Raw genomic sequence first — 24317 nt, 5'->3', positions numbered from 1 at the left:
TCGCACCGCGCGCGTGCCCGCGACGATGTCGGCATCATCAGGGAGACAACCACATGACGTCGAAAGAACGCCGGAAATTCCTGTCGTATGGCGCCGCACTGGTCGGCACGAGCTGGCTCGCCGGCTGCGGTGGCGACATGGATGCGCCCGCCGGCGCGTCCGGCACGCCCGGCGCCGACGGCCCCGCGACGGTCACGCCCGTCGTGCCGGGCGACCCCGAACACAGCCTGCTGGCCGCGCAGGATCTCACGACGAACTGGACGTTCGCCCCGGCGAGCAGCCTGCCGGGCGCCGGCGGCGCGCAACTGTCGGGCGCGGCCGGCGTGACGGGCATGGCGCCGGCGACGGTGCCCGGCACCGTGCTGAACAGCATGATCGTCAACGGCAAGTATCCCGACCCGTTCTACGGCCGCATCGTCACGGACACCATTCCCGACACGCTGAAGGACACCGACTACTGGTACCGGACGACTTTCACGGCGCCCGCACGGCAACCGGGGCAGCGGCTGTGGCTGCGCTTCGGCGGCGTCAACTACTGCGCCGAGGTCTGGCTGAACGGCGCGCCCGTCGGCCGGCTGGAAGGCGCGTTCAAGCAGGGGGCGTTCGACAGCTCGAGGCTGGTGCCGCAAGCGGGCGGCACGGCCGGTCTCGCGGTGCGCGTCGTCAAGCCGGATTTCTCGGAAGGGCCGCTGCTGCCGAGCTACGCGAGCGGCGTCACGCGCGGCGGGCGCAACGGCGGCCCGACCGGCGTCACGCTGAAGAACGGGCCGACCTTCTTCTGCTCGGCGGGCTGGGACTGGCTGCCGACGATCCCCGATCGCGAACTCGGCATCTGGCAGCCAGTGGCATGGTTCACGACCGGCGCGGTGCGGATCGCGGCGATCAACGTCGCGCACACGCTGTCCACCGACCTGTCGCACGCCGAGTTGCGGCTCGATCTCGAACTGGACAACGGCTCCGGCGCGGATCTCGTCGCGACCGTCGTCGGCACCGTCGGCAACGGCGCGCCGTTTCGCCACGACATCGCGATTCCCGCATCGAGCACGACGACGAAGGTGTCGCTCACGTCGTCGGATATCGCGGCGCTGTCGATCAGGCAGCCGAGACTGTGGTGGCCGAACGGGTATGGCGAACCGAACCTCTACGCGGTGAAGGTCGGCATCGAGGTGGCGCGCAGGCGCTCGGACGAGCGCACGCTGAAGGTCGGCCTGCGCCGCATCGAATACGTGCGCGACATCGGCATGGGGCCGCAGTTGAGCATCACGGTCAACGGCCTGCCGATCCTCGTGATGGGCGGCAACTGGGGGCTCGACGAAGCGCTGAAGCGCATTCCGCGCGAACGGCTGTTCAACCAGGTGCGGCTCCATCGCGACGCGAACCTCAACCTGATCCGCAACTGGAACGGGCAGAGCACGAGCGACGATTTCTTCGATGCATGCGACCGCTACGGGATCCTCGTCTGGCAGGACTTCTTCTTCTCGACCGAAGGCGACGGGTCGGGGCCGGCCAACGTGCCGCGCGATCTCGACAACATCCGCGACGTGATCGCGCGCAACCGCCATCGTCCGTCGATCCTGCTCTGGTGCGGCGGCAACGAAGGTGCGCCGCCGCCGGCACTCGTCAAGGGGCTCGACGCGCTCGTCGCCGAACTCGACCCGCAGCGCCTGTGCCTCACGAGTTCGGCCGGCGATACGGGCGCCGGCGCGGTGAACGGCTATTCGTCCGGCGGCCCGTACAACTGGGCCTCGCCGCAGGCGGCATTCAGCCGCGGCTACGGCACGACGTCGATCGCGTTTCACAACGAGGTCGGCTCGCATTCGATCCCGACGCTCGAATGCGTCGAATCGATGCTGCCGCCCGGCTCGTACGAATGCCCGGACGACTTCTGGGCCGACCGCGACATGAACGGCAACGGCGCGTACTACCCGTCGGTCGGCAAGCAGGGCGGCGCCGGCTACATCGCGATGACGGCGCAGCGCTACGGCGCGATCCGCAATCTCGCAGACTTCGTGCGCAAGGCGCAGATGATGAACTACGAATGCATCCGCTCGATCTACGAGGCGAACGCGGCCGTGATGATCGGCCCGGTGGCCGGGAAGATCACGTCGCCGGCCACCGGCGTGATCATGTGGATGACGAACCCCGCGCAACCGAGCTTCGTGTGGCAGATGTACAGCCACGACCTCGACGCGCATGCGTCGTTCTTCGCGGTGCGGCACGGGTGCCGTCGCGTCAATGCGATCCTCGATGCGAATACCGCCGACGTGACGATCGCGAATCACACGGCGGCGGCCGTCACCGGCCGCGTCGAGATGCGCGTGTACAACCTCGACGGCACGTCGAGCAGCCGGACCGTCGCGGACGTCGGCGGCGTCGCGAAGGCCTCGTATCGCGTGGTGGCGAACCTGAAGGCGGCGATGGCCGCGGCGAAGTCGGACGTGTGCATCGTGACGCTCGTGCTGACCGATGCAGGCGGCAATACGCTTGCGGAGAACGTGTACTGGCGACAGCGCGACGGAGGCGATACCGCGTACACGTCGCTCGATACGATGCCGGGCGCGGCGGTTGCCATCGGCGCGGCATCGGCCGAGACCGACGACACGACGACGCGCATCACGGTCGACGTCGCGAACATCGGCACGACGTTCGCGTTGATGACGCACTTGCAGGTATTCGATCCGTCGACCGGTGCGCGCGTGCTGCCCGCGTTCTACAGCGACAACTACCTGAACCTGATGCCGGGCGCGAAGCGGCGGATCACGATCGATTTGCCGCATGCGAGCGGTGCGCCGGTGTCGCGCGCCGCGCTGCGCGTCGACGGGTGGCGGCTCGACCGCCCGAACTGCAGGCTCGGGCTCGGCGGCGTGCCGGTCGTGTTCAACGAGCGCGCGCTGGCGGTCGATCCGGCGGTGCCGACGTTCGGGGCATGCTGACGGGGCGGCGTGGGCGCGACGCCGTGCAAGCGGCAGCGAGCCGTTCGAGCGCCGCGTGAAGGCACGCGGCGTTCGTTGCATGCCCGATCGCCGGCGAGCCGTTACGGCTTGAGAAACCTGTCGAGCCAGCGCGGTGTCGCCGCGCGATCGAAGACGACGTGCAGCTCGGGACTGAACGCGCCGTATTCGAGCCCGTGGCGTTGGGCAAGCAGCGTCAGGGACTGCGGCGTGTGAAACGAGATGTGCCCGTTGCGCGGCACGCAGTACCACCACTGCTCGATGCCGCGCTCGATGATCTCCCGGCTGATCAGCGACGTCTGGAACAGCAGCGCGCCGTCGCGTTTCCGGTAACGCATGATCTGGTCGAAGAGGTCGAACGGCGCCGGATGATGCTCGAACACCTCGAACGACAGGATCGTGTCGAACGTGCCTTCGGGCGGAACCGGGTGCGAGAACGGATCGTACGACGTCACGTCCGTGAAGCCGCGCGACGCCAGTTTACGTTCCAGCAAGCCCAGCCCCGAGCCGAAATCGAGAATCCGGCCTTCCCGCATTTCCGCAAAACTGGTGCAGATCAGGTCGGCATGCTGCTGCGGACGGATCTCGAGATATTCGGGATCGTGGCGTGCATAGTCGGCGTTATAGACATGCTGCGCGAAATCGTCGTGGGTCCAGCTGTCGAACATGGGCGCCCACGTGAAGCCGCATTGCTCGCAGGCATGGTAGTAGACCGGCACGCCCGCATACGGGTCGACTTTCTTCCCGGCAATGAAGTCGGCGCCGCAGCGCGAGAAATCGACCAGCCCGCAGATGGGGGCGCGGGCCGAGCACACCTTGCAGGCGAGGGCGGCCGGGTGGCGGTTCGAACCATGATTCAAATTCCGTTCTCCTGGTTGCCGGCGAGGCGTGCGCGTGACAGACGGTGCGGGAGAGGCTATCACAGTCGCGCCGGCCATCCCGACCGGGCGCGGCCGTGTGGCCGCGTGGCCCTGCGCGCTTACGGACGCAGCAGGTCGAATCCGCCGAACACGACGACACCGCTCAACACGATCATCGCGACGGAGTGCTGGCCGAAGTAGAGAATCGCGGCGGCAAGCCACGTCGTGATGCAGAAGGCGCCGATGCGGGCCATCGTGTGTTCCTCGAATGCGTGATGAAGTGAGCGCGCGCCGGACGGCGCTCGCCGCTTGAAGCGGCGAGCGGGGCACGCAGGCGAACGGAAAAAGCGACCCGCGCAGCCGCGACCGCGGCGTCGGCACGTGTCGCGTGCCGCGCCCGGAAGGGCGGGAGTCGATACCGGCGGCGTTGCGCGCTCGCGCCCCGGGGCAGCGGGCGCGCGACTTCCGCCGGCGAAGCCGCGATTTTATCAGCGCTGCGGCGCCGCGAATCTGGCCCTTTCGCGACTAAAACCGGCGATCTTCAGCCAAATCTGTCGGACCCCGATACTCAAGTTTCGTGTGACGAATGCCGTAAACGAATTGGAAGGCAATTTTCCCCCCCAGCCACGATTCGTTTACCGACACAGGGACCGACACGATGCAGATCGATTTCTCCACGACCACGCGCACCTCGCTGGCGGACGCCAGCCCTGGCGCGAACGCTTCGTCGGCCGCGCCCGCCGCGACGTCATCCACCGATGGCGCGACGAATGCCGCGGGCGCGACGGGTACGACGAGTCCGGCAGGCACTTCCGGTGCGCAGGGTTCGACCGGTGCCACCGGCGAAACGCTCGGCGCATCGGGCGCGTCGTCCGACGATCCGGCGGTCGCGCAGCTGAAAGCGTTGATCGACCGGTTGCAGAAGCAACTGGCCACGATCGAGCGCCAGATGGCGAGCGCGGCACAGCGCGCGAAGGACGACCCGGCCGCAGCGGTCGAACAGCAGTCGCTGAGCGCGGAAGCCGGTGCGATCGCGGGGGCGCTGGCGACCGCGATCGCGCAACTCGCGGCGGCCGTCGAGAAGACGGGCGGCTCGTCGGCGGGCGGGCTGGTGTCGACGCAGGCGTGAGCGGATGCGGCCGCGGCGGCCGCACGCATTACAATCGCAAGCACGTCTCCCTCGACAGGACGGCAGAACGATGCATGCGGAACTCGACGACGACGACCTCGTCCGCTTCGACGCGCAAGGCGGCACGCCGCTGCCGGCGGCCGACGAGCAAGGATGGCTCGAACACGACGGCGCGCGCATCTGGCACGCGTCGTTCGGCCACGGCCCGCCCGTCGTGCTGCTGCACGGCGGCCTCGGCCACGGCGGCAACTGGGGCAACCAGGTGCCGGCGCTGCTCGCGGCCGGCTACCGCGCGATCGTGATCGACAGCCGCGGCCACGGCCGCAGCACGCGCGACACTCAACCCTATTCCTACGAACGCATGGCGTCGGACGTGCTCGCGGTGCTCGATGCGCTGCACGTCGACCGTGCGCGCTTCGTCGGCTGGAGCGACGGCGCGTGCATCGCACTCGTGCTGGCCGATCGCGCGCCGGAACGTGCGGCCGGCGTGTTCTTCTTCGCATGCAACATGGACCCGGGCGGCACGAAGGAGATCGTGCCGGGCCCGCTGCTCGACCGCTGCTTCGCGCGGCATCGCAAGGACTATGCGGCGCTTTCCGCGACACCGGGCGAGTTCGATGCATTCGTCGCGGCCGTCAGCGAAATGATGCGCACGCAACCGGATTACAGCGCGGAGGATCTCGCGGCGATCGCCGTGCCGGTCACGATCGTGCTGGGCGAGCACGACGAATTCATCCGGCCCGAGCATGCGGCGTACCTGGCGCGTACGATCCCGGGCGCGACGCTGACGATCCTGCCCGGCGTGAGCCATTTCGCGCCGCTGCAGCGGCCCGCGCGGTTCAACGCGGCGATGCTGGCGTTTCTGGACCGGTTGCCGGGGTAACGCGCTCGAGCCGTCGTGTTGGCGGCGCCGTGACTCGCTTGTACGGCAACGTCACCGACGTGTCGCGTTCGTGGCAGTGCACGCGACGGTGCCGTTCGACGTTCCCCGCAAACCATCGAGCATGCCGCGCCGGCGGCAGCGGTCATCCACTCCTTCGCCAAGCCCATAAGTTTTTCTTTAGGCTCGATCAACATAACGTCGATTGTTGACGGACGGCTTACAGCGGATAGTCCTGCTTCGGCAGGCCGGCCGCTGCGATTTCCGCATGGCGCGACCGGATCTGTTGTCCACGCAACCATCGGAAATCGAAGGAACCGCAACCATGCGATTCAACGCGACACGCTTCGCCGCGACCCTGTTCGTCGCCGCGTGCGTCACCGCCACGGCCGGCCGCGCGGCCGCCGCCACCCCGGACGACCTCCGCGACACCGTGACCCGCCACGTCGCGCCGCTGATGAAGCAGTACGCGATTCCCGGCATGGCGGTCGGCATCGTCGCCGACGGCAAGCCCTACGTGTTCGACTACGGCGTGATGTCGACGCAAACCGGCAAGCCCGTCACCGGCGACACGCTGTTCGAAATCGGCTCGGTCAGCAAGACGCTGACCGCGACGCTCGCGGCCGACGCGCAGGAGGGCGGCGAACTGTCGCTGGCCGACCCGGTCGGCAAGTACCTGCCTGCCCTGCAAGGCAAGCCGTTCGGCGTCGTGACGCTGCTCGATCTCGGTACGCACACGTCCGGCGGCATGCCGGTGCAGGTGCCGGACAGCATCCGCGACGACGCGGGCCTGATCCGCTATCTCGACGCGTGGCGGCCCGCGCACGCGCCGGGTACGTACCGGACGTATTCGAACGTGTCGGTCGGCATGCTCGGGTGGGTCACCGCAAAGGCGATGCACAAGGATTTCGCGGTGCTGATGGAGCAGCGGCTCTTTCCCGCGCTCGGCATGACGCACACGTACATCAACGTGCCGGAAGCACGTCAGGCCGACTACGCACAGGGTTATACGCAGGACGGCAAGCCGATCCGGATGACGGGCGGCATGCTGTGGCAGCCGGCCTACGGCGTGCGGACCACGGCGGCCGACCTGCTGCGCTTCGTGCAGGCGAACATGGGGCTGATCGAAACCGCGCCGCGCCTGCAGCGCGCGCTCGAACGCACCCACACCGGCTATTTCCGCGCGGGGCCGCTGACGCAGGACCTGATCTGGGAACAGTATCCGTATCCGGTCGCGCTGCCGACGCTGCTCGAAGGCAACTCGATGAAGATGCTGCGCGACGGGTTGCCGGCCTCCGCGATCAAGCCGCCGCTCGCGCCGAGTGCGAATACGTGGATCAACAAGACGGGCTCGACCAACGGTTTCAGCACCTATGTCGCGTTCGTCCCGTCGAAGCGGATCGCGATCGTGATGCTCGCGAACCGCAGCTTTCCGAACGAGGACCGCGTGAAGGCCGCGTACGGGATTCTCGGGGCGCTCGACGGCCGGCGGTAACGTTTCAGCCGGCGGGCCGGTCGTGCCGCACGGCCGGCGTGCCGAGCTGTCGGGAAGGCGACCGATGCGGTCGCGACGAATCCGGACGAACGATGGCGCACGGCGGCGATGCCGCGCGGCTGGCGGATCGTCGACCTGTCGTGCAATGCCGCATCGATCGCGCCCGCCCGCCGCTCATTCGGGCGGCTGCTCGTCGTACGCGACGAAGATCTTCCGCGTGCGTTCGACGACTTCCCACGTGCCGCGAAAACCCGGCGGAATCACGAAACGATGGCCGGCGCGCAGGGTCTTCCGGTTGCCTTCGAGGTCGGTGATCACCGACGTGCCTTCGAGGATCTCGCAGTATTCCGCTTCGGTGTAAGCGACGTGCCAGCAGCCGGGCGTGCTTTCCCAGATGCCGGTCGAGAAGCGGCCGCACGGACTCGCGAAGCCGGGTGTGAGCGTGTGCAGCGGATCGCCGGAAATCAGTTTCTCGGGCGATACGCGGTACTGCGTCGGCTCGCCGCTCGGGGCGAACGCGTCGGTGATGGAGGAAACGTCGATCATGATGAGCATGCTTCGTCGGGGTGGATGGATCGGGTGCGCGCGCGGCGCGCCCGTGCGAGGCGATCGCGATGCGTGGCCTCGCGTCCGACATCATCGCAGATCGACGGGCCTGTGCGGGCAGTGGCCGGATCGGGCGCCGGGGAATCCGGGCCCGAAGCAGCGCCGCGCGATCGCGCAGCCGCGACGAACGCTTATGATGGGCGATCGACGCGGTCACGCGAACGCGACACACGAGGAGATCCGGTTGAGCATCACATGGGACGGCATCACGGGCGCCGACGTGCTCGACGACGCGCAGGTCGCGACCCGGCACGCGCTGGCCGACGCGGCCAGGAACGGCGACTGGGCGACGATGCTCGCACTCGTCGCGAAGGAGGGTGCGCTCGTCAACGCGACCCGGCTCGGCGGCACGTCGCTTCGTGCGCCGCTGCATCAGGCCGCCCGCGGCGGCGCACCGAAGGCGGTCGTCGCCGAACTGTTGCGGCTCGGTGCCTGGCGCATGCTGCGCGATGCCCACGGCGAGCGCCCGGTCGATATCGCCGGGCGGCGCGGGCATCGGCATCTGGTCGACCTGCTGGCGCCGCAGCCGCGACGCTTCGTACCCGACGCCACGCTGTTCGCCATCCAGCGCCACTTCCACGCGATGATGCTCGGCCGCATCGCACATTTGCGCGTCGACGCGCTGCGCCTGCCCGAGCTCGAGCCGCTACTCGAATTCGACGCGCAGGCCGAACGCATGTGGTTCGCGGTGCCGGGCATGTATGGCGGATTCGGCTATGCGCTGCACACGGACGGCGATGCGGCGATGCTCGTGTCCGAAAGCTGGAGCCGCGTGGCCGGCGGCTCGGGCCAGCGGCACGAGATCACCGCGGACGGCTGCACGCTGGTCGACGAGGGGTTCGTCTGACGCGGCCGATCATCCCGTTGCGCTCAAAACTGTTTTCGCGACGCCGCCCTTCCTCGCGCAACGCCGGCCGCCGATACTGCGACGCACGACATTTCGCGAGACGTCTGCCGTACCGGCTGTCTCGCTCTCGGAGCAGCAGATGAAAGGCATCAGAATATTCGTGACGGGCGCGAGCGGCTACATCGGCGGCTCGGTGGCCGCGCGGCTCGTCTCGGCAGGGCACGTCGTCACCGGCTTGACGCGCGACGGCGACAACGCCGCGAAACTCGCGGCGGCCGGCATCATGCCGGTCGTCGGCACGCTCGACGACTCGGCGCTGCTGCAAGCGTTCGCGCGCGACGCGGACTGCGTCGTCAACGCGGCGAGCAGCGATCATCGCGAGGCCGTCGAGGCGATCATCGGCGCGCTGAGCGGCTCGGGCAAGACGTTCGTGCATACGAGCGGCACCAGCGTGATCGCGGACGACGCACAGGGCGCGCATGGCGATGCCCCCGTATTCGACGAGACGACGCCCGTCGTCAAACCCGCGAAGGCCGAGCGCCGCGCGATCGACCGGCTCGTGATGTCGTCGGCCAATCTTGGCATCCGTTCGGCCGTGATCTGCAACAGCATGATCTACGGCGACGGCCTCGGCATCCGCCGCGACAGCGTGCAGCTGCCGCTGCTCGCGGCGATCGCGCGCGATGCCGGCGCGGTGCGCGTGATCGGCAAGGGGCTGAACCGCTGGTCGAACGTGCACGTCGCCGATGTCGCCGATCTGTATTTGCGCGCGATCGATGCCGCGCCGCCCGGTGCGTTCTACTTCGCGGAAAACGGCGAAGCGTCGTTCGCGGAAATCGGCCATGCGCTCGGCGAGCGGCTCGGCTTGCCGTCGATCGTCGAATGGGACATCGCGGATGCGGCGCAGGCGCTCGGCCATTCGCGCGCGCATGACTCGCTCGCGTCGAACAGCCGCGTGAAGGCGTTGCGCGCGCGGCAGGAACTCGGGTGGGCGCCGACGCACGGCGCGATGCTCGACTGGATTCGCGACGAGATGCCCGTCGCGGCCTGACACGGTGTTGCCTTGTCTGACGAAAAGCGCGCCCGCCCGGGCGCGTTTGCGTATGCGGCCTCCCGCTTCATGCCGGATTGTTCGGACCATATTCGCCGCGAATCATTGAATCGAAATCAACTGTGATTCGCGCGCGCGCCGGCTTATCAAAGCGGCGCGGCGGCACTATCGTGGCGGTTTCCGAAACTGCGGAAGACTGCCGACCATGAAGACGACCCTGGACGAGATGCTCGCGTTCGTGACCATCGCCGATACCGGTTCGCTGACGGGTGCGGCCGACAAGCTGCATCAGCCGACCTCGGTAATGAGCCGGATCCTGCGGCGCCTCGAGGAGAAGCTCGACACGACGCTGATCCGCCGCACGACGCGCCGCCTCGAATTGACCGACGAGGGCAAGCTCTTTCTCGACTACGCGCGCGACATCATCGCGTCGGTCGAATTTGCCGAGGAACAGATCGTCAGCCAGCGCGAGACGCCGTCCGGGCGCTTGCGGATCAACGCGGCGATGCCGTTCATGCAGCACGTGATCGCGCCGATGATGCCCGGCTTCCGCGAAGCCTATCCGGCGATCACGGCCGAACTCCATACGAGCGACGAGATCATCGACCTGCTCGAACAGCGCACCGACGTGGCGATCCGGATCGGCGAGCTGCGCGATTCGACGCTGCATGCGCGCCGGCTCGGCAGCAGCCGGCTGCGCATCCTGGCGAGCCCGGCCTATCTGGAGAAAGCCGGCGTGCCGACGAGCGTCGCCGATCTCGCGAACCATGCGCTGCTCGGCTTCGTGCAGCCGGAAACGCTGAACCACTGGCCGTTGCACACCGCCGACGGCGGCGTGTACCGGATTCATCCGGCGCTGCAGGCGTCGAGCGGCGAGACGCTGCTGACGCTCGCGCTCAGTGGCGCCGGCATCGTGTGCCTGGCCGACTACATGACGGGCACGCATCGTCGCGACGGCAGCCTCGTCGAGCTGCTCGTCGACGATACCGTCGAGTTCCGCCAGCCGATTCACGCGGTGTTCTATCGCAATGCGACGTTGTCGTCGCGCATCGTCAGTTTTCTCGACTACTTGAGCGCGCAGTTGAAGGAAGGCGGCGACATCGACTGAGCCGGTGCCGCACGCAGCTGGCCAAGCGACATGCAAAAGGGCGGCGGGTTCGAATCACATCGAACCCGCCGCCCTTTGCGTATCGACCGATGCGCGGCAGCGGTCGCACCTGAACCGCGCGCCTACTGCCCCAGCGCAGTCATCAGCCTGACCCGGCCGAGCATTTCCTCGGTGCGCGCCTGCGCGAGCGAATCCTCGGCCGCGAGCAGCGAACGCTGCACCTCCAGCGTATCGATGAACGCCGATTCGCCGCTGCGCCACGACCGGTTGATCTGCGTATAAGCGCCGCGCGCGTTCGACACCGCGCGTTCGAGGCGCTCGGTCCGGCTGTGATCGCGGGCGGTGGCGGCGATCGACGTCTCGACGTCGCCGACGGCCGTCAGCACCGTCGAGCGATACGCGGCGACCGCCTGCGCGGCCTGCGCGCGGCGCAACGCGACGACGCTGCGCCGGCGCCCGCCGTCGAACAGCGGCGCGCTCGCGCCGGCGCCGGCCATCCAGGCGAGCGACCGCGCGAGCGTCGCGCCCGAGAAGCCGTCGATCGCCGCACCGAGCACGCCGATCAGTTGCAGGTGCGGCTTCAGGTCGGCCTCCGCCACGCCGATCCGTGCATAGGCGGCGACGACGCGCGCCTCGGCCGCGCGCACGTCGGGCCGGCGGCGCAGCAAGTCGGCCGGCGTGCCGACGCCCGGTGCGGCGGCCGTCCACACCGGTTCCGGCGCGGGCGGATCGACGCGCGCGTAGATGGCCTGCGGCGTGGATGCGGTGATGATCGACAGCCGGTGGATCGCGGCCTGCCGCTGAAGTTGCAGCGCGGGCAGCTCGGCCAGCGTGGTTTCCGTCTGCGCGGCGGCGCGGTCCACGTCGGCCACCGGCACGACGCCCGCGTCGAACAGGCGCCGCGTCGATTCCTCGGTGCTGCGCTGGCTCGACGCGTTGGCCTCGACCAGCGCGAGCCGCTGCTCGAGCCCGCGCACCGTCACGTAGGTGCGCACGGTTTCGTCGATCGTCGCGATCCGCACCGCCGCCGCATCGTTCTGCGCGGACGCGATATCCGCGTCGGCGGCCGACACGCCCTGGCGGATGCGCCCGAAGATGTCGATTTCCCACGCGAGGCTCGCATTCAGGTCGAACGCGTTGCCGGTCGTCGGCGTATCGGTCGGGAATGCCTGCGAGGCGGAGAGCCGCTGGCGGCCGGCGCCCGCGTTCAGGTCGACCGAAGGGAACCACTGCGACGCCGCGCCGATCCGCACCGCGCGCGCCGCGTCGATGCGTGCGACTGCGGCCTGCAGGTCGAGGTTGTTCGCGAGCGCCGTGTCGACCAGCCCGTCGAGGATCGGGTCGTGGAAAGCGTGCCACCACGCGCCGGTGTCGGCGGCCGGGCCGCCGGCCGCGAGATCCGCGTTCGCATAGGTCGCGGCCAGCGGCGGCGGCGTGACGGTGGCGACCGGCGCGCTCGTGCACGCGGTCAGGACGGTCGCCGCGGACAGCGCGGCCACGAGTCGAACGAACTTCATTGCACCACCTCCGTCGCGATGGTCGCGACAGCGGCCTTGCGCAACGCGAGCCGGCGAACCATCACATAGAACACGGGCGTAAACAGCAGCCCGAAGAACGTCACGCCGATCATCCCGAAGAACACGGCCGCGCCGACCGCCTGGCGCATCTCCGCGCCGGCGCCGTCGGAGATCACGAGCGGCAGCACGCCGAGGATGAACGCGAGCGACGTCATCACGATCGGGCGCAGCCGCTGCACGCAGGCTTCGACGACGGCCTCGACGAGTTCGGTGCCGTCGGCCTCCAGCTGCCGCGCGACCTCGACGATCAGGATCGCGTTCTTCGCGGCGAGCCCGACCAGCACGATGAAGCCGATCTGCGTGAGGATGTTCACGTCCTGGCCGAGCGCGCGCACGCCGAGCGATGCGGCGAGCAGGCACATCGGCACGATCAGCAGGATCGACACGGGCAGGCTCCAGCTGCCGTACTGCGCGGCGAGCACCAGGTAGACGAGCAGCACGCACAGCGGGAACACGAGCAGCCCCGTGTTGCCGGCCGTGGTCTGCTGATACGACAGATCGGTCCATTCGAACGAAATGCCGGGCGGCAGCACCTGTTTCGCGAGCGATTCCATCGTCTTGATCGCGAAGCCGGAACCGAGGCCCGGTGCCGTATCGCCGTTGATCTCGGTGGCCGGATACAGGTTGTAGCGCGGCGCGCGATCGACGCCGAGCGTGTCGTCGATGCGCGTGACGCTGCCGATCGGCACCATCTCGCCGTCGCGGTTGCGCACCTTCAGCCGCGCGAGATCGGAAGCGCCGACGCGGAACGGCAGGTCGGCCTGCGCGGTCACGCGATAGGTGCGCCCGACGATGTTGAAGTCGTTGATGTAGGTCGAGCCGAAATACGTCTCGACCGCGTCGTTGATGGCCTGGCTCGGCACGCCGAGCATCTCGGCCTTCTCGCGGTCGAGCTCGACGTGCACCTGCGGGCTCGTCGCGGAGTAGGGCGTATAGACGCCGACCATGCCGGGCGTGCGGTTCGCGGCCGCCACCAGATCCTGCGTCGCCTTCGCGAGCGCGGCGGTGCCGAGGCCGTTGCGGTCTTCGAGCCGCATCGCGAAACCGCCCGTGCTGCCGAGGCCCTGCACCGGCGGCGGCATCGCGACGACGATCGACGCTTCGGTGACGGCCGCGAGCCGCTTGCGCATCTCGGCGGCAATCGTGTCGATCGTCAGGCCGCGCGCCTTGCGTTCGGGCCAGGGCTGGAACACCGGGAACAGGCCGGCGCTGTTCGCCGAGTTCGTGCCGGTCGCCGCGTTCACGCCGGAGAACACCGGCACGCGTGCGACACCGGGCACCGACAGCGCGATGTCCTCGATCTTGCGTGCGACGGCGCTCGTGCGTTCGAGCGTCGCGCCGTCGGGCATCCGCACGAGCACGACGAGGTAGCCGCGGTCCTGCGCGGGAATGAAGCCCTTCGGGCTCGACACGAGCAGGTAGCCGGTCGCGGCGATCAGCACCACGTACAGCACGCCCATCGCCGGGATGATCCGCACGACCTTCCTGACGAGCCGGCCATACGCATCGGACAGGCGCTGGAACACGCGGTTGAACGCGTTCGAGAAGCGCCGCGCGACGCGCATCGACGGCGCGAACGGCGCGGCCATGCGCGATGCCGGAGCGGGCACGTCGTGATCGCTGGCGTGCGCTTTCAGCATCATCGCGGAGAGTGCGGGCGCGAGCGTCACCGACGTGAAGAACGAGATCGCGGTCGACATCGCGATCGTCACGCCGAACTGGCGGAAGAACTGGCCCGAGATGCCCGGAATGAACGAGGTCGGCACGAACACCGCGCACAGCACGAGCGTGATCGCGAACAGCGCGCCGCCGACTTCCTTCATCGTCAGCAGCGTCGCGTCGCGCGGCCCGGCGCCGGCCGACAGGTGCCGCTCGACGTTCTCGACCACGACGATCGCGTTGTCGACGACGATCCCCACCGCGAGCACGAGGCCGAACAGCGTCAGGTTGTTGATCGAGTAGCCGAGCGCGGCCATCGCCGCGAACGTGCCGACGAGCGACACCGGAATCGACAGGATCGGGATGATCGACGGCCGCCAGCCCTGCAGGAACAGCAGCACGACGAACACGACGAGCACGACGGCTTCGTAGATGGTCTTGACGAGTTCGTGGATGCTGTCGCCGATGAAGGCGGTCGGGTTGTAGCCTATGTTGTAGACGATGCCCTTCGGGAAGTCCCTGGCCAGTTCGGCCATCTTCTTCTCGACCGCATCCATCGTCGCGACCGCGTTCGCGCCGGGCTGCTGCAGCACCTGCAACGCGATCGTCGGGTGGCGCAGCATGTAGCTGTCGGTCGCATACGCGAGTGCGCCGACCTCGACGCGCGCGACATCCTTCAGCCGCACGAGCCGCCCGTCCTTGCCCTGCTTGACGACGATGTCGCTGAAATCCTCGGGACGCTTGAGCCGCCCTTCGAAGATCAGGTTCGGCTGGAACGCCTGGTTCGTGATCGGCGCCTGCGCGACCACGCCGCCCGCGAGCTGCGTGTTCTGCGCCCGCACCGCGGCGATCAGGTCGCCGGGGCTCAGGCCGAACGACGCGACGCGCTCGGGATCGAGCCAGATGCGCATCGAGTATTCGCGCGCGCCGAGCGGGTTGATGTCGCCGACGCCTTCGATCCGCTTCAGCACGTCCGCGACGTTGCGGATCGCGTAGTTCGACACGTACAGCGGATCGTAGCGCTGGTCCGGCGAGTACAGGAAGATCGTGCCGAGCTGCGTCGGCGACGACTTGCGCACCGATACGCCGCTGCGCTGCACGGGCTCGGGCAGGCGCGGCGTCGCGAGCGCGACGCGGTTCTGCACGAGCACCTGCGCCTTGTCGACGTCGGTGCCGGGCTTGAACGTCACGGTGATGTTCAGGCTGCCGTCGGACGTCGCCTGGCTGTACATGTACAGCATGTCTTCCACGCCGTTCACTTCGAGTTCGATCGGCGTCGACACCGTTTGCGACACCGTTTCCGCGGACGCGCCCGGATAGGTCGCCTGGATCACGACGGTCGGCGGCGCGATGTCCGGATACTCGGACACCGCGAGCGAGAAATAGGCCAGCGCACCGGCGATGGTCAGCACGATGGACAGGACGATCGCGAGCACCGGTTGCTGGACGGACAGACGGCCGAGGTTCATTGCGCGCTCCCGGTCGTGCCGCTCGCCGCGCGGGCCAACATGGCGGCTTCGATCGCGCGCGGCACGGCCTTGACCTTGTCGCCGGCCTGCACGCGCTGGAAGCCGTCGACGATCACGCGGTCGCCCGCGTTCAGCCCCGCATCGATTTCGCGCAGGTTGCCGTACAGGCGGCCGGGCGTCACGGGGCGAATCGCGACGGTGCCGTTCGCGTCGACGAAATACAGCACGCGGCGCGTCGCATCGGTCGCGACGGCCGCATCCGGCACGAGCAGCGCGTGATGCGCGACGCGGCTCGACAGATAGACGCGGCCGAACTGGCCGGGGCTCAGGCGCCGGTCCGGATTCGCGACGCGCGCGCGTTGCCGCAACGTGCCGGTCGAGTCGTCGAGGCGGTTGTCGACGAAATCCATCGTGCCCGTCAGCGACGGCTGCGCATCGCCCGGCAGCGCGATCGCGACCTGCCGCGACGACGCGCTGCCGCCGCTTTTTTGCGCCTCGCGCGTATAGCGCAGGTAGCTTGCCTCGTCGACATCGAAGTAGATGTCGATCGGGTCCTGCGACACGATCGTCGTCAGCACGGTCGCGTCGCTGTCGCCGCCTTTCACGAGGTTGCCCTCGCTGACGCGCTTGCGGCTGATGCGGCCGGACATCGGCGCGACGATGCGTGTGAACGACAGGTCGAGCCGCGCGCGTTCGAGCGCACCTTGCGCGCTCGTCACCTCGGCCTGCGCGCTTTGCACGGCCTGCCTGCGCTGGTCGTAGAGGCTCTGCGCGATCGTGTCGGTCCTGATCAGGATGCTGGCGCGTTCGAAATCCTGCCGGCTCAGCTTCAGTTGCGACTGCGCGCGTTCGAGCGTGCCTTGCGCGGCCGTGACGGCCGCTTGATACGGACGCGGGTCGATGACGAACAGCAGGTCGCCCTTGCGGACGGTCGCGCCGTCCTGGAACGCGACCTTGTCGAGATAACCGCTCACGCGCGGGCGCACGTCGACGGTGTCGACCGCTTCGAAGCGGCCCGTATAGACGTCGACGTCGTTGACGTCGCGCGCGACGGGCGCGCTGACGACCACGCTCGGCGTCGCGGCCGGTGCCTTGTCGTCCGACCGGCAGCCGGACAACGCGACGAGCGCGGCCAGTGGAATGGCGGCCAGCACGGCCGGTCGCGCGATGCGCTTCAATCCTGGATATCGATTCATACGTGTGTGCGAAATATCGAGTGGGGCGCCTGGCGCCGGATGGTGCGCAGTATCCGGCGCGGCGCGCGGCGGATAAACGGATGAAGCGGCATAAGAACTTGTACTGCGCAGTCACGAATCGGCGTACGCGGTGACGATGTGCGAGCGGGTTTCGCGGGGCAGGGCGGGGGAGAAAAAATGCGGCGACGACACGCGGCCCGAATGCCTGTTCAGGCGATTCGGGCCGGCCATGCGGAAGGGCGGGACGAAGGGGGGCGCGTATCGGGAGGCGGGCTCTCTTGCGCGTCGGCGCGGCTCAATGACCGCGATAGATCGAGTCGCGGCCGTTGATCGTCGTCACGCGGCCGGATTCGCCGGCGGTGCGGGCTTCGCTGCCGTAACCGGACGTCGCGGCGGCCGGTGCGGTGCCCGGCGCGTTTTGTGCGACGGTGTTTTCACGCACGCGCTTTTCGGCGGCGAGGATCGCGACCGGATACTGGTTGTGGTCCAGCGCCGGGGTGTAGCCGACGGCCGCGAGGCGCGCCATTTCGGCCTTTACTTCGGCGCGGGTCAGTTGATGGTCGGCCTGCTGCGCGAACGACAGCGTCGGTGCGGAAAGGATCAGTGCGGCAAGCGTGGAAGAAATCAGCGTTTTCATCATGGATACCTGTCGGGTCGAGTGAACCGCAACCACGTCGATGTCGTTGCGAGTGCAGCCAATATAGGTATCGCGGCGCCCGGGAAAAACGGCTGCCGGCCCAAATGATTTTTGATCTGGAATCACGAATCGGGTGCGGATTCGGTCGAAAGCCTTGCCGGTCGGGCGTCCTGCCGGAACGGGGTATCGGGGCGGGGCATCGAGGCAGGCCTTGAAACGGCCATTCAGACCTCCGGGGACTCAAGTGTGTCGAATTCCGTCTTGGACAGACTTAACCGACGTACCTAGACTGAACCCGCTTTCCCTCATTCCCTGGAGAAAATCATGAGTCTCAAAGACAAGCTGCCCGGTAACAAGATCCTTGGTTTCGGTACGGCCCCGCTCGGCAACATGTTCCGCAACATCCCCGACGCGGAAGCCGCGGCCACCGTCGAAGCGGCATGGCAACACGGCATCCGTTATTTCGATTCGGCTCCGTTCTATGGCGCCGGCCTGGCGGAAATCCGCCTCGGCGATGCGCTGGCGAACCACCCACGCGACGAATATGTCCTGAGCACCAAGGTTGGCCGCGTGATCCTCGACGAAATCGAAGACGTGTCGGCGCGTGATCTCGGCGAAAAGGGCGGCCTGTTCGAACACGGCCGGCCGAACCGCATCGTCAACGACTACACGGCCGACGCGACGCTGCGTTCGATCGAGGACAGCCTGAAGCGCCTGCGCACCGACCGCCTCGACATCGTCTGGGTGCACGACATCGCGCAGGACTTCTACGGCGACGAATGGCTCGCGCAGTTCGAAGTCGCGCGCAAGGGTGCGTTCCGCGTGCTGAGCAAGCTGCGCGAAGAAGGCGTGATCAAGGCATGGGGTCTCGGCGTGAACCGCGTCGAGCCGATCGAACTGGTGCTGGACCTCGCCGAACCGCAACCGGACGGCATGCTGCTGGCCGGCCGCTACACGCTGCTCGACCACGAGCGCGCGCTGCAACGCGTGATGCCGGCGGCTGCCGCGCAGAACGTCGGGATCGTCGTCGGCGGCCCGTACAGCTCGGGCGTGCTCGCGGGCGGCACGCATTTCGAATACCAGAAGGCTTCGCCGGACATTCTCGCGAAGGTCGAGCGGATCAAGGCGATCGCCACGCGCTACGACGTGCCGATCAAGGCCGCCGCGCTGCAGTTCTCGATGTCGCATCCGGCCACCGTCGCGGTGATTCCGGGCGCGAGCCGCCCGGAGCGGATCGCGGAAGACCAGGCAGCGCTGAACGTGGTGATCCCGGCCGACTTCTGGCGCGAAATGCGTGAACAAGGTCTGATCGCGGCCAACGCGCCACTGCCGATCGATCGCTAATCCTGACGTCAATCCTGAAAGGTGATGACATGGCACAGGCCAATGCAAGGATCGAACTCCCGGCTTCGGCCGGGACGGTCTGGCAACTGATCGGCGGCTTCGGGTCGCTGCCCGACTGGCTGTCGTACATTCCGGCCAGCGAGCTGAGCGAAGGCGGGCGCGTGCGGCGTCTCGCGAACCCGGCCGGCGAGGCGATCGTCGAGCGGCTGGTCGCGTTCGACGAAGCGCAACGCAGCTACACGTACGCGATCCTCGAAGCGCCGTTCCCGGTCGTGAACTATCGCTCGACGCTGCGCGTGCGCGAAAACGGCCCGAACGCGTCGACTGTCGAATGGTCGGGCACGTTCACGCCGCACGGCGCGACCGACGACGACACCGTCAAGCTGTTCCGCGGGATCTACGAAGACGGCCTCGCGGAACTGGCGAAGCGGTTCGCGGCGGCCTGACGGCAGCGCGACTCGACGCATCGCATCGCATCGCATCGCATCGCATCGCGTGAGCAGGAGCCCGGCGATATCGGGCTCCGTCAGCGCCTTCGTCGCGGGTTCAGGCTCGTGCCGAAGGCGTTGCCATGTTTGCTTCGCATGCGCGACGGCACCGATGTACAGGCCCCCCGGCCATCCGCGGCGTCACTTTCCGGCCACCGCGACGACCTCTTCGCCGGTCAGGATTTCGCGGAAGATGCCGACCAGCGGCCGCAGGTTGACCTTGTGCCACGCGGCCCACAGCGGCGTGCGGTAACTGAACCACGGCAGCTCGCGCAGCACGACGCCTTCCGGCACCTGGTGACGCAGGCTCTGCTGGATCATCGTCACGCCGAGCCCGGCGGCGACGAGGCCGAGCGCCGCGAGCGGCTCGGTCGCTTCCACCGAAATGTCCGGCGAAAAGCCGGCTTTCGCGCACGCCGCGACGAACGCGCCGTGACGCGGCGCGCTTTCGTGCTGCGTCACGCCGATCCACGCCTGCGCGGCGAGATCGTCGGCGACGAGCGTCTTCTTCTTCGCGAGCGGGTGCCCGTCGGGCATCGCGAGCAGCATCGGATCGTTCAGCACCCTCATCGAATCGAGTTCGGGATCGTCGGGTGCAGGCGGCTCGGTGACGAGCGCGATGTCGAGGCTGCGTTCGCGCAAGCCTTCGAGCTGCGCGGCGGATTGATAGTTATACAGAGCGATGTGAACGGACGGGCGATCGGCACGCAGCGTCTTCAGCGCGCGCGGCAGCACGCCCGAGTGCGTGGCCGTTTCGAGGTAGCCGATGCACAGGCCGCCTTCGTCGCCGCGGCCGAGCCGGCGCGCGAGCGATTCGAGCCGGTTCGCGTGACGCAGGAACGCGTGCGTTTCACTGAGGAACGTGCGGCCGTCACGCGTCAGACGAATGCGCTGCTGGCTGCGTTCGAACAGCGTCAGCCCGAGCTTTTCCTCGAGCTGCGCGATCTGGCGGCTGAGCGGCGATTGCGAAATGTGCAGGCGTTCGGCCGCGCGGCCGACGTGTTCCTCTTCCGCGACCGCGATGAAATACTGAAGCTGGCGGATGTCGAGCATATAAGACCTTCTGGGACTCAAGTTTGACGAATTATGTCTTGGACAGACTTATGTGTGCAACCTAGACTGGGTTCACTTTCCTGTCAGACCCGGAGCAACTGATGAGTCTCAAAGACACGCTGCCGGCCGACAACCGGCTCGGTTTCGGCGCGGCGCCGCTCGGCAACATGTTCCGCGACATTCCCGACGATGAAGCGATCGCCACCGTCGAAGCCGCGTGGGCGCGCGGTATCCGCTACTTCGATACCGCGCCGTCGTACGGCGCCGGCCTGGCCGAATCACGCCTCGGCGACGCGCTCGCCGGCCATCGCCGTGACGACTACGTCACCAGCACGAAGGTCGGCCGCCTCGTGCTCGACGAAATGGAAGACGCGAAGACGCGCGACTACGGCGAAAAGAGCGGGATCTTCGCGCATGGCCGCGCGAACCGGCTGGTGAGCGACTACTCGGCCGACGCGACGCTGCGCTCGATCGAGGACAGCCTGAAGCGCCTGCGCACCGACCGCCTCGACATCGTCTGGGTGCACGACATCGCGCAGGACATCCATGGCGACGAATGGCTCGCGCAGTTCGAGGCCGCGCGCAAGGGCGCGTTCCGCGTGCTGGGCAAGCTGCGCGAAGAAGGCGTGATCGGTGCGTGGGGCCTCGGCGTGAACCGCGTCGAGCCGATCGAACTGGTGCTGGATCTGGCCGAACCGCAACCGGACGGCATGCTGCTGGCCGGCCGCTACACGCTGCTCGACCACGCACGCGCGCTGCAGCGCGTGATGCCGGCGGCTGCGGCCCGCAACGTCGGGATCGTCGTCGGCGGCCCGTACAGTTCTGGGGTGCTCGTCGGCGGCGCGCACTTCGAATACCGGAAGGCGCCGCCCGACATCGTCGCGAAGGTCGAGCGCATTCGCGCGATCGCGGCGCGCTACGACGTGCCGGTCAAGGCGGCCGCGCTGCAGTTCGTGCTCGCGCATCCGGCGACGGCCGCGGTGATTCCGGGCGCGAGCCGGCCCGAGCGGATCGCGGAAGATTCAGCGGCACTGACGTTCGATATCCCCGCCGATTTCTGGCGCGAGATGCGCGAGCAGCAGCTCGTCGCGGCCGATGCGCCGCTGCCGATCGATCGCTGAGCGCCGGGCGGCGCGCGATCGTTCAGGCGACGGCCGTGTCGGCCGCATCGACTGCTGCGGGCGCTGCCGCCGCCGCGCCCGCCAGCCGCCGGTAACGCGCGAGCGCCCACAGCGGGAAGTACGCGGTATAGCCGTGATACTTCAGGTAGAAGATGCGCGGGAAGCCGGGCGCATTGTGGGAACGATGCCACCAGAAACCGTCTTCCTGCTGCACCGACTGCAGATACGCGATGCCGCGCTTCACCGAATCGGATTCGCAGTCGCCGAACGCCATCTGCGCGAGCAGCGCCCACGCGGTGAAGTTCGACGTGCTCTCGCCGCCATTGGTGCCGCCCAGCTTCGGGTCGATGTAGCTGTCGTTCGTCTCGCCCCAGCCGCCATCCGCATGCTGCCTTGAACGCAGCCATTCGATCGCGCGTGCGATATACGGCTGCGACTTGTCCTCGCCGGCGAGCGCGAGGCCGGCCAGCACGCTCCACGTACCGTAGATGTAGTTCGTGCCCCAGCGGCCCCACCAGCTGCCGTCGGGCTGCTGCGTGCGCTTCACGTATTCGATGCAGCGCGCGAGCGACGCGCGGTCGTCCGCGCGTTTCGTCACGCCGAAGCACAGCAGCACGCGGCCCGACACGTCCTCGGTCGGCGGATCGAGCAGGGCGCCGTGATCGGCGAACGGGATCGCGTTCAGGTACATGCGGTCGCAGTCGGCGTCGAACGCCGCGAAGCCGCCGTTGCGCGATTGCAGCCCGCGCATCCAGTCGAGCGCGCGCGCGACGCGCGGCGCATACGGGTTCGTGCCGTCCGCGTTGCGATGCGTGCGGCCGCGGCGATCGAGCATCGCGGTGACGACCGCGGTGTCGTCGATGTCGGGGTAGTACGGGTTCGCGTACTGGAACGCCCATCCGCCCGGCTGGACGTCGGCCGGCGCGTTCTCGATCCAGTCGCCGCGCAGGTCGTTCACCTGGCGTTCGGCCAGCCAGTCGTACGCGCGCGCGATGCGTGCATCGAGTGCGCGCCGCGCGTCGTCCGGCTCGCCGTCTTCCGGCACCGCCACGCCGCGCGCCTGCTCGAGCGCCATCGTGCTCCACGCGGTATCCCACACCGGCGACAGGCACGGCTGGCAATACATGCTGCCGTCCGGCCGCGTGACCAGCAGCTTTTCCAGCGCGTTCTCACAATCGCGCCGCAGCGGATGATCGTCCGGGTAACCGAGCACCTGCATCATCTGGTAGCTGTACACGATCGGCGGGAAGATCCCGCCGAGCCCGTCCTCGCCGTTCATGCGCTCCGCGCACCACGCTTCGGCGTGGCGGATCGCGCGCTGCCGCAGGCCCTTCGGCATCAGCGGCTCGACATGACGCACCGTGCGATCGAGCGCGAGGAACAGCTTGCGCATGCCGCGCGCCGGCGGGAAGTACCGGCGTTCCTCATCCGGCGGCGTGACGAACAGCTCGCGGATCGAGACGTTGCGCGGATTGCGGGCGCGCGCCTTCAGCGAGCACAGCACGAGCAGCGGCACCATCGTCGTGCGCGCCCAGTACGCGACCTTGTACATCGAGATCGGCACCCACTTCGGGAACAGCACGAATTCGATCGGCATGAACGGCGCCGCGCGCCACGGCACCTGGCCGAACGTCGCGAGCAGGATGCGCGTGAACACGTTCGAGCGTGCCGCGCCGCCGAGCTTCAGGATCGCGTCGCGCGCGCGGACCATGTGCGGCGCGTGCTCGCTGTCGCCGGCCGCCTTCAGCGCGAAGTACGCCTTCACGCTGCACGACACGTCCGGATCGCCGTCGACGTACAGTGCCCAGCCGCCGTGCGTGTCGAGCCGCTGGTTCGCGCGCAGGTAGCGCGCCATCCGCTCCTGGCGGAGGTCGTCGATCTTGTCCATGAAATGCATCATCAGGATGTATTCCGCGGTGATCGTCGCGTCGGATTCGAGTTCGAAACACCAGCTGCCGTCGGGCTGCTGGAGACGCACGAGGGCGTCGCGTCCACGGGCGATGGCGGTGTCGAGCGCGGACCAGGGGGAGGGGGTGGATCGAGTCATGCGGCGGATCATACCATCCAGCCGGAATGTTTATATCGAGACGCCCGGTGCTAACATCCGCATCATGAAAAAGCACCTCGAACCCGCGCCGCACGATGTGGCCGAGCCTGTCGAACCGGCTGCCGTGGCCGGTGCGCGGGCGCCTGAAGCATCGTCGGCGCCGGCCGTCGCCACCGCCGGCGTGCGTCGGAAAAAAGCACCGGACCAGGTGCGCGCGCAGCTGCTGGCGGCCGCATCGGAAATCGCGACACATCACGGCGTGGCCGCATTGACGCTCGATGCGGTGGCCGAGCGCGCCGGCGTGACGAAGGGCGCGTTGCAGTATCACTTCGCGAACAAGCAGGGGCTGCTGGATGCGCTGTTCGGTCAGGCGACCGGGCGGTTCGCCGCGCAGATGGCCGAGCGGGTGGCGGCGGATGCCGGCGGCGCCGGTGCGGCGGCGCGGGCCTACATGCACGCGGTGCTCGACGAGTCGCAGCCGGTCGCGAGTACAGACGTGCTGCGCGTGCTCGTCGCGTCGATGATTACCGACCAGGACACGCGCGAACGATGGTCGGTGCCGATGCGGGAATGGACGCGCCCCGACCCGGTGCCGCTCAAGCAGGCCGCGACGCTGATGATCTGCCGGCTCGCTGCCGACGGGCTATGGATTTCGCAGTTGCTCGACAGCGTCGAGATCTCCGCCGAATTGCGCGCGGAGATCGAGCGGCAACTCGACGCGATGAGCCATGGCGCGTTTCCGAAGGGGCACGACGGGGCCGCGTGACGTGTGACGCGTGATGCATGCGCCGCGGCGTCA

At 68.3% G+C, this 24317-nt stretch carries 20 protein-coding genes; 11 read left to right on the top strand and 9 right to left on the bottom strand.

Annotation, left to right across the window (positions count from 1 at the left end; all coding sequences use genetic code 11):
- Positions 1 to 53 precede the first annotated feature (53 nt).
- Complete coding sequence (locus ABIC51_RS25665) at positions 54 to 2933, top strand: glycoside hydrolase family 2 protein (RefSeq protein ID WP_354006682.1); 2880 nt, start codon at positions 54 to 56, stop codon at positions 2931 to 2933.
- Positions 2934 to 3034: 101 nt separating this feature from the next.
- Here the strand turns inward: ABIC51_RS25665 and ABIC51_RS25660 are convergent, their stop codons facing one another.
- Together ABIC51_RS25660 and ABIC51_RS25655 are read right to left on the bottom strand one after the other, a co-directional pair.
- Positions 3035 to 3811: a class I SAM-dependent methyltransferase gene (locus ABIC51_RS25660; RefSeq protein WP_048029057.1), complete on the bottom strand. Its 777-nt coding sequence runs from the start codon at positions 3809 to 3811 to the stop codon at positions 3035 to 3037.
- A 119-nt stretch (positions 3812 to 3930) separates the two neighbouring features.
- The gene (locus ABIC51_RS25655; protein ID WP_006767081.1) at positions 3931 to 4065 is read right to left on the bottom strand and encodes a hypothetical protein; all 135 of its coding nucleotides are present in this window, start codon (positions 4063 to 4065) and stop codon (positions 3931 to 3933) included.
- A gap of 404 nt (positions 4066 to 4469) precedes the next feature.
- On the opposite strand from ABIC51_RS25655, the gene ABIC51_RS25650 reads away from it, so the two are divergent.
- From ABIC51_RS25650 to ampC, 3 genes are all read left to right on the top strand, one after another.
- Complete coding sequence (locus tag ABIC51_RS25650) at positions 4470 to 4940, top strand: hypothetical protein (RefSeq protein ID WP_124536878.1); 471 nt, start codon at positions 4470 to 4472, stop codon at positions 4938 to 4940.
- A gap of 70 nt (positions 4941 to 5010) precedes the next feature.
- Positions 5011 to 5823 carry an alpha/beta fold hydrolase gene (locus tag ABIC51_RS25645; RefSeq protein WP_060357833.1) on the top strand — a complete coding sequence of 271 codons (813 nt, stop codon included), beginning with the start codon at positions 5011 to 5013 and terminating at the stop codon, positions 5821 to 5823.
- Positions 5824 to 6145: 322 nt separating this feature from the next.
- On the top strand, positions 6146 to 7315 hold the full coding sequence (gene ampC, locus ABIC51_RS25640) for a class C beta-lactamase (protein ID WP_354006681.1): 1170 nt from the start codon (positions 6146 to 6148) through the stop codon (positions 7313 to 7315).
- A 174-nt stretch (positions 7316 to 7489) separates the two neighbouring features.
- On the opposite strand, the gene ABIC51_RS25635 is transcribed toward ampC, so the two are convergent.
- A complete protein-coding gene (locus tag ABIC51_RS25635) occupies positions 7490 to 7861 on the bottom strand; it encodes a cupin domain-containing protein (protein WP_049096504.1) in 372 nt (123 codons plus the stop codon).
- A gap of 244 nt (positions 7862 to 8105) precedes the next feature.
- Between ABIC51_RS25635 and ABIC51_RS25630 the strand changes: the two genes are divergently transcribed.
- The 3 genes from ABIC51_RS25630 (at position 8106) to ABIC51_RS25620 (ending at position 10927) form a co-directional block, all read left to right on the top strand.
- Positions 8106 to 8768 (top strand): ankyrin repeat domain-containing protein, encoded by a 663-nt coding sequence (locus tag ABIC51_RS25630; protein ID WP_354006680.1) that lies wholly within the window; start codon positions 8106 to 8108, stop codon positions 8766 to 8768.
- A 139-nt stretch (positions 8769 to 8907) separates the two neighbouring features.
- The gene (locus ABIC51_RS25625; protein ID WP_301764677.1) at positions 8908 to 9819 is read left to right on the top strand and encodes an NAD-dependent epimerase/dehydratase family protein; all 912 of its coding nucleotides are present in this window, start codon (positions 8908 to 8910) and stop codon (positions 9817 to 9819) included.
- Between the two features lie 205 nt (positions 9820 to 10024).
- Entirely contained in the window at positions 10025 to 10927 is a 903-nt protein-coding gene (locus tag ABIC51_RS25620) for a LysR substrate-binding domain-containing protein (RefSeq protein ID WP_027792102.1), read from the top strand.
- 122 nt (positions 10928 to 11049) lie between these two features.
- Here ABIC51_RS25620 and ABIC51_RS25615 read toward each other — a convergent pair whose 3' ends face one another.
- The 4 genes from ABIC51_RS25615 to ABIC51_RS25600 form a co-directional block, all read right to left on the bottom strand.
- On the bottom strand, positions 11050 to 12444 hold the full coding sequence (locus ABIC51_RS25615) for an efflux transporter outer membrane subunit (RefSeq protein WP_175901279.1): 1395 nt from the start codon (positions 12442 to 12444) through the stop codon (positions 11050 to 11052).
- The gene (locus ABIC51_RS25610) at positions 12441 to 15632 is read right to left on the bottom strand and encodes an efflux RND transporter permease subunit (RefSeq protein WP_354006679.1); all 3192 of its coding nucleotides are present in this window, start codon (positions 15630 to 15632) and stop codon (positions 12441 to 12443) included. Before ABIC51_RS25610 ends, ABIC51_RS25615 begins: the two co-directional genes overlap by 4 nt.
- A complete protein-coding gene (locus ABIC51_RS25605; protein ID WP_354006678.1) occupies positions 15629 to 16828 on the bottom strand; it encodes an efflux RND transporter periplasmic adaptor subunit in 1200 nt (399 codons plus the stop codon). Before ABIC51_RS25605 ends, ABIC51_RS25610 begins: the two co-directional genes overlap by 4 nt.
- A gap of 295 nt (positions 16829 to 17123) precedes the next feature.
- A complete protein-coding gene (locus ABIC51_RS25600) occupies positions 17124 to 17468 on the bottom strand; it encodes a DUF4148 domain-containing protein (protein WP_226129261.1) in 345 nt (114 codons plus the stop codon).
- A gap of 321 nt (positions 17469 to 17789) precedes the next feature.
- On the opposite strand from ABIC51_RS25600, the gene ABIC51_RS25595 reads away from it, so the two are divergent.
- Positions 17790 to 18809 carry an aldo/keto reductase gene (locus tag ABIC51_RS25595; RefSeq protein ID WP_027792097.1) on the top strand — a complete coding sequence of 340 codons (1020 nt, stop codon included), beginning with the start codon at positions 17790 to 17792 and terminating at the stop codon, positions 18807 to 18809.
- Positions 18810 to 18838: 29 nt separating this feature from the next.
- On the top strand, positions 18839 to 19255 hold the full coding sequence (locus ABIC51_RS25590) for an SRPBCC family protein (RefSeq protein ID WP_124536860.1): 417 nt from the start codon (positions 18839 to 18841) through the stop codon (positions 19253 to 19255).
- Between the two features lie 183 nt (positions 19256 to 19438).
- Here ABIC51_RS25590 and ABIC51_RS25585 read toward each other — a convergent pair whose 3' ends face one another.
- Positions 19439 to 20350 carry a LysR family transcriptional regulator gene (locus ABIC51_RS25585; protein WP_021160208.1) on the bottom strand — a complete coding sequence of 304 codons (912 nt, stop codon included), beginning with the start codon at positions 20348 to 20350 and terminating at the stop codon, positions 19439 to 19441.
- A gap of 101 nt (positions 20351 to 20451) precedes the next feature.
- Between ABIC51_RS25585 and ABIC51_RS25580 the strand changes: the two genes are divergently transcribed.
- Positions 20452 to 21471 carry an aldo/keto reductase gene (locus tag ABIC51_RS25580; protein ID WP_226129257.1) on the top strand — a complete coding sequence of 340 codons (1020 nt, stop codon included), beginning with the start codon at positions 20452 to 20454 and terminating at the stop codon, positions 21469 to 21471.
- A gap of 22 nt (positions 21472 to 21493) precedes the next feature.
- On the opposite strand, the gene shc is transcribed toward ABIC51_RS25580, so the two are convergent.
- A complete protein-coding gene (gene shc, locus ABIC51_RS25575; protein ID WP_226129255.1) occupies positions 21494 to 23530 on the bottom strand; it encodes a squalene--hopene cyclase in 2037 nt (678 codons plus the stop codon).
- A 52-nt stretch (positions 23531 to 23582) separates the two neighbouring features.
- On the opposite strand from shc, the gene ABIC51_RS25570 reads away from it, so the two are divergent.
- On the top strand, positions 23583 to 24284 hold the full coding sequence (locus ABIC51_RS25570; RefSeq protein WP_354006677.1) for a TetR/AcrR family transcriptional regulator: 702 nt from the start codon (positions 23583 to 23585) through the stop codon (positions 24282 to 24284).
- Positions 24285 to 24317 lie beyond the last annotated feature (33 nt).

The sequence above is a fragment of the Burkholderia sp. 572 genome (genome assembly GCF_040545135.1).
GTDB lineage: Bacteria > Pseudomonadota > Gammaproteobacteria > Burkholderiales > Burkholderiaceae > Burkholderia > Burkholderia cepacia.
Note: the sequence above shows the minus strand (reverse complement) of the source record. Positions and strands in the feature narration are given on the sequence as shown.

Coding starts and splice junctions, on each gene's coding strand:
- ABIC51_RS25650 (WP_124536878.1), top strand. CDS start 4,470: ATGCAGATCGATTTCTCCACGACCACGCGCACCTCGCTGGCGGACGCC.
- ABIC51_RS25600 (WP_226129261.1), bottom strand. CDS start 17,468: ATGATGAAAACGCTGATTTCTTCCACGCTTGCCGCACTGATCCTTTCC.
- ABIC51_RS25605 (WP_354006678.1), bottom strand. CDS start 16,828: ATGAATCGATATCCAGGATTGAAGCGCATCGCGCGACCGGCCGTGCTG.
- ABIC51_RS25595 (WP_027792097.1), top strand. CDS start 17,790: ATGAGTCTCAAAGACAAGCTGCCCGGTAACAAGATCCTTGGTTTCGGT.
- ABIC51_RS25635 (WP_049096504.1), bottom strand. CDS start 7,861: ATGATCGACGTTTCCTCCATCACCGACGCGTTCGCCCCGAGCGGCGAG.
- ABIC51_RS25655 (WP_006767081.1), bottom strand. CDS start 4,065: ATGGCCCGCATCGGCGCCTTCTGCATCACGACGTGGCTTGCCGCCGCG.
- ABIC51_RS25645 (WP_060357833.1), top strand. CDS start 5,011: ATGCATGCGGAACTCGACGACGACGACCTCGTCCGCTTCGACGCGCAA.
- ABIC51_RS25665 (WP_354006682.1), top strand. CDS start 54: ATGACGTCGAAAGAACGCCGGAAATTCCTGTCGTATGGCGCCGCACTG.
- ABIC51_RS25580 (WP_226129257.1), top strand. CDS start 20,452: ATGAGTCTCAAAGACACGCTGCCGGCCGACAACCGGCTCGGTTTCGGC.
- ABIC51_RS25620 (WP_027792102.1), top strand. CDS start 10,025: ATGAAGACGACCCTGGACGAGATGCTCGCGTTCGTGACCATCGCCGAT.
- ABIC51_RS25570 (WP_354006677.1), top strand. CDS start 23,583: ATGAAAAAGCACCTCGAACCCGCGCCGCACGATGTGGCCGAGCCTGTC.
- ABIC51_RS25625 (WP_301764677.1), top strand. CDS start 8,908: ATGAAAGGCATCAGAATATTCGTGACGGGCGCGAGCGGCTACATCGGC.
- shc (WP_226129255.1), bottom strand. CDS start 23,530: ATGATCCGCCGCATGACTCGATCCACCCCCTCCCCCTGGTCCGCGCTC.
- ampC (WP_354006681.1), top strand. CDS start 6,146: ATGCGATTCAACGCGACACGCTTCGCCGCGACCCTGTTCGTCGCCGCG.
- ABIC51_RS25590 (WP_124536860.1), top strand. CDS start 18,839: ATGGCACAGGCCAATGCAAGGATCGAACTCCCGGCTTCGGCCGGGACG.
- ABIC51_RS25585 (WP_021160208.1), bottom strand. CDS start 20,350: ATGCTCGACATCCGCCAGCTTCAGTATTTCATCGCGGTCGCGGAAGAG.
- ABIC51_RS25615 (WP_175901279.1), bottom strand. CDS start 12,444: ATGAAGTTCGTTCGACTCGTGGCCGCGCTGTCCGCGGCGACCGTCCTG.
- ABIC51_RS25610 (WP_354006679.1), bottom strand. CDS start 15,632: ATGAACCTCGGCCGTCTGTCCGTCCAGCAACCGGTGCTCGCGATCGTC.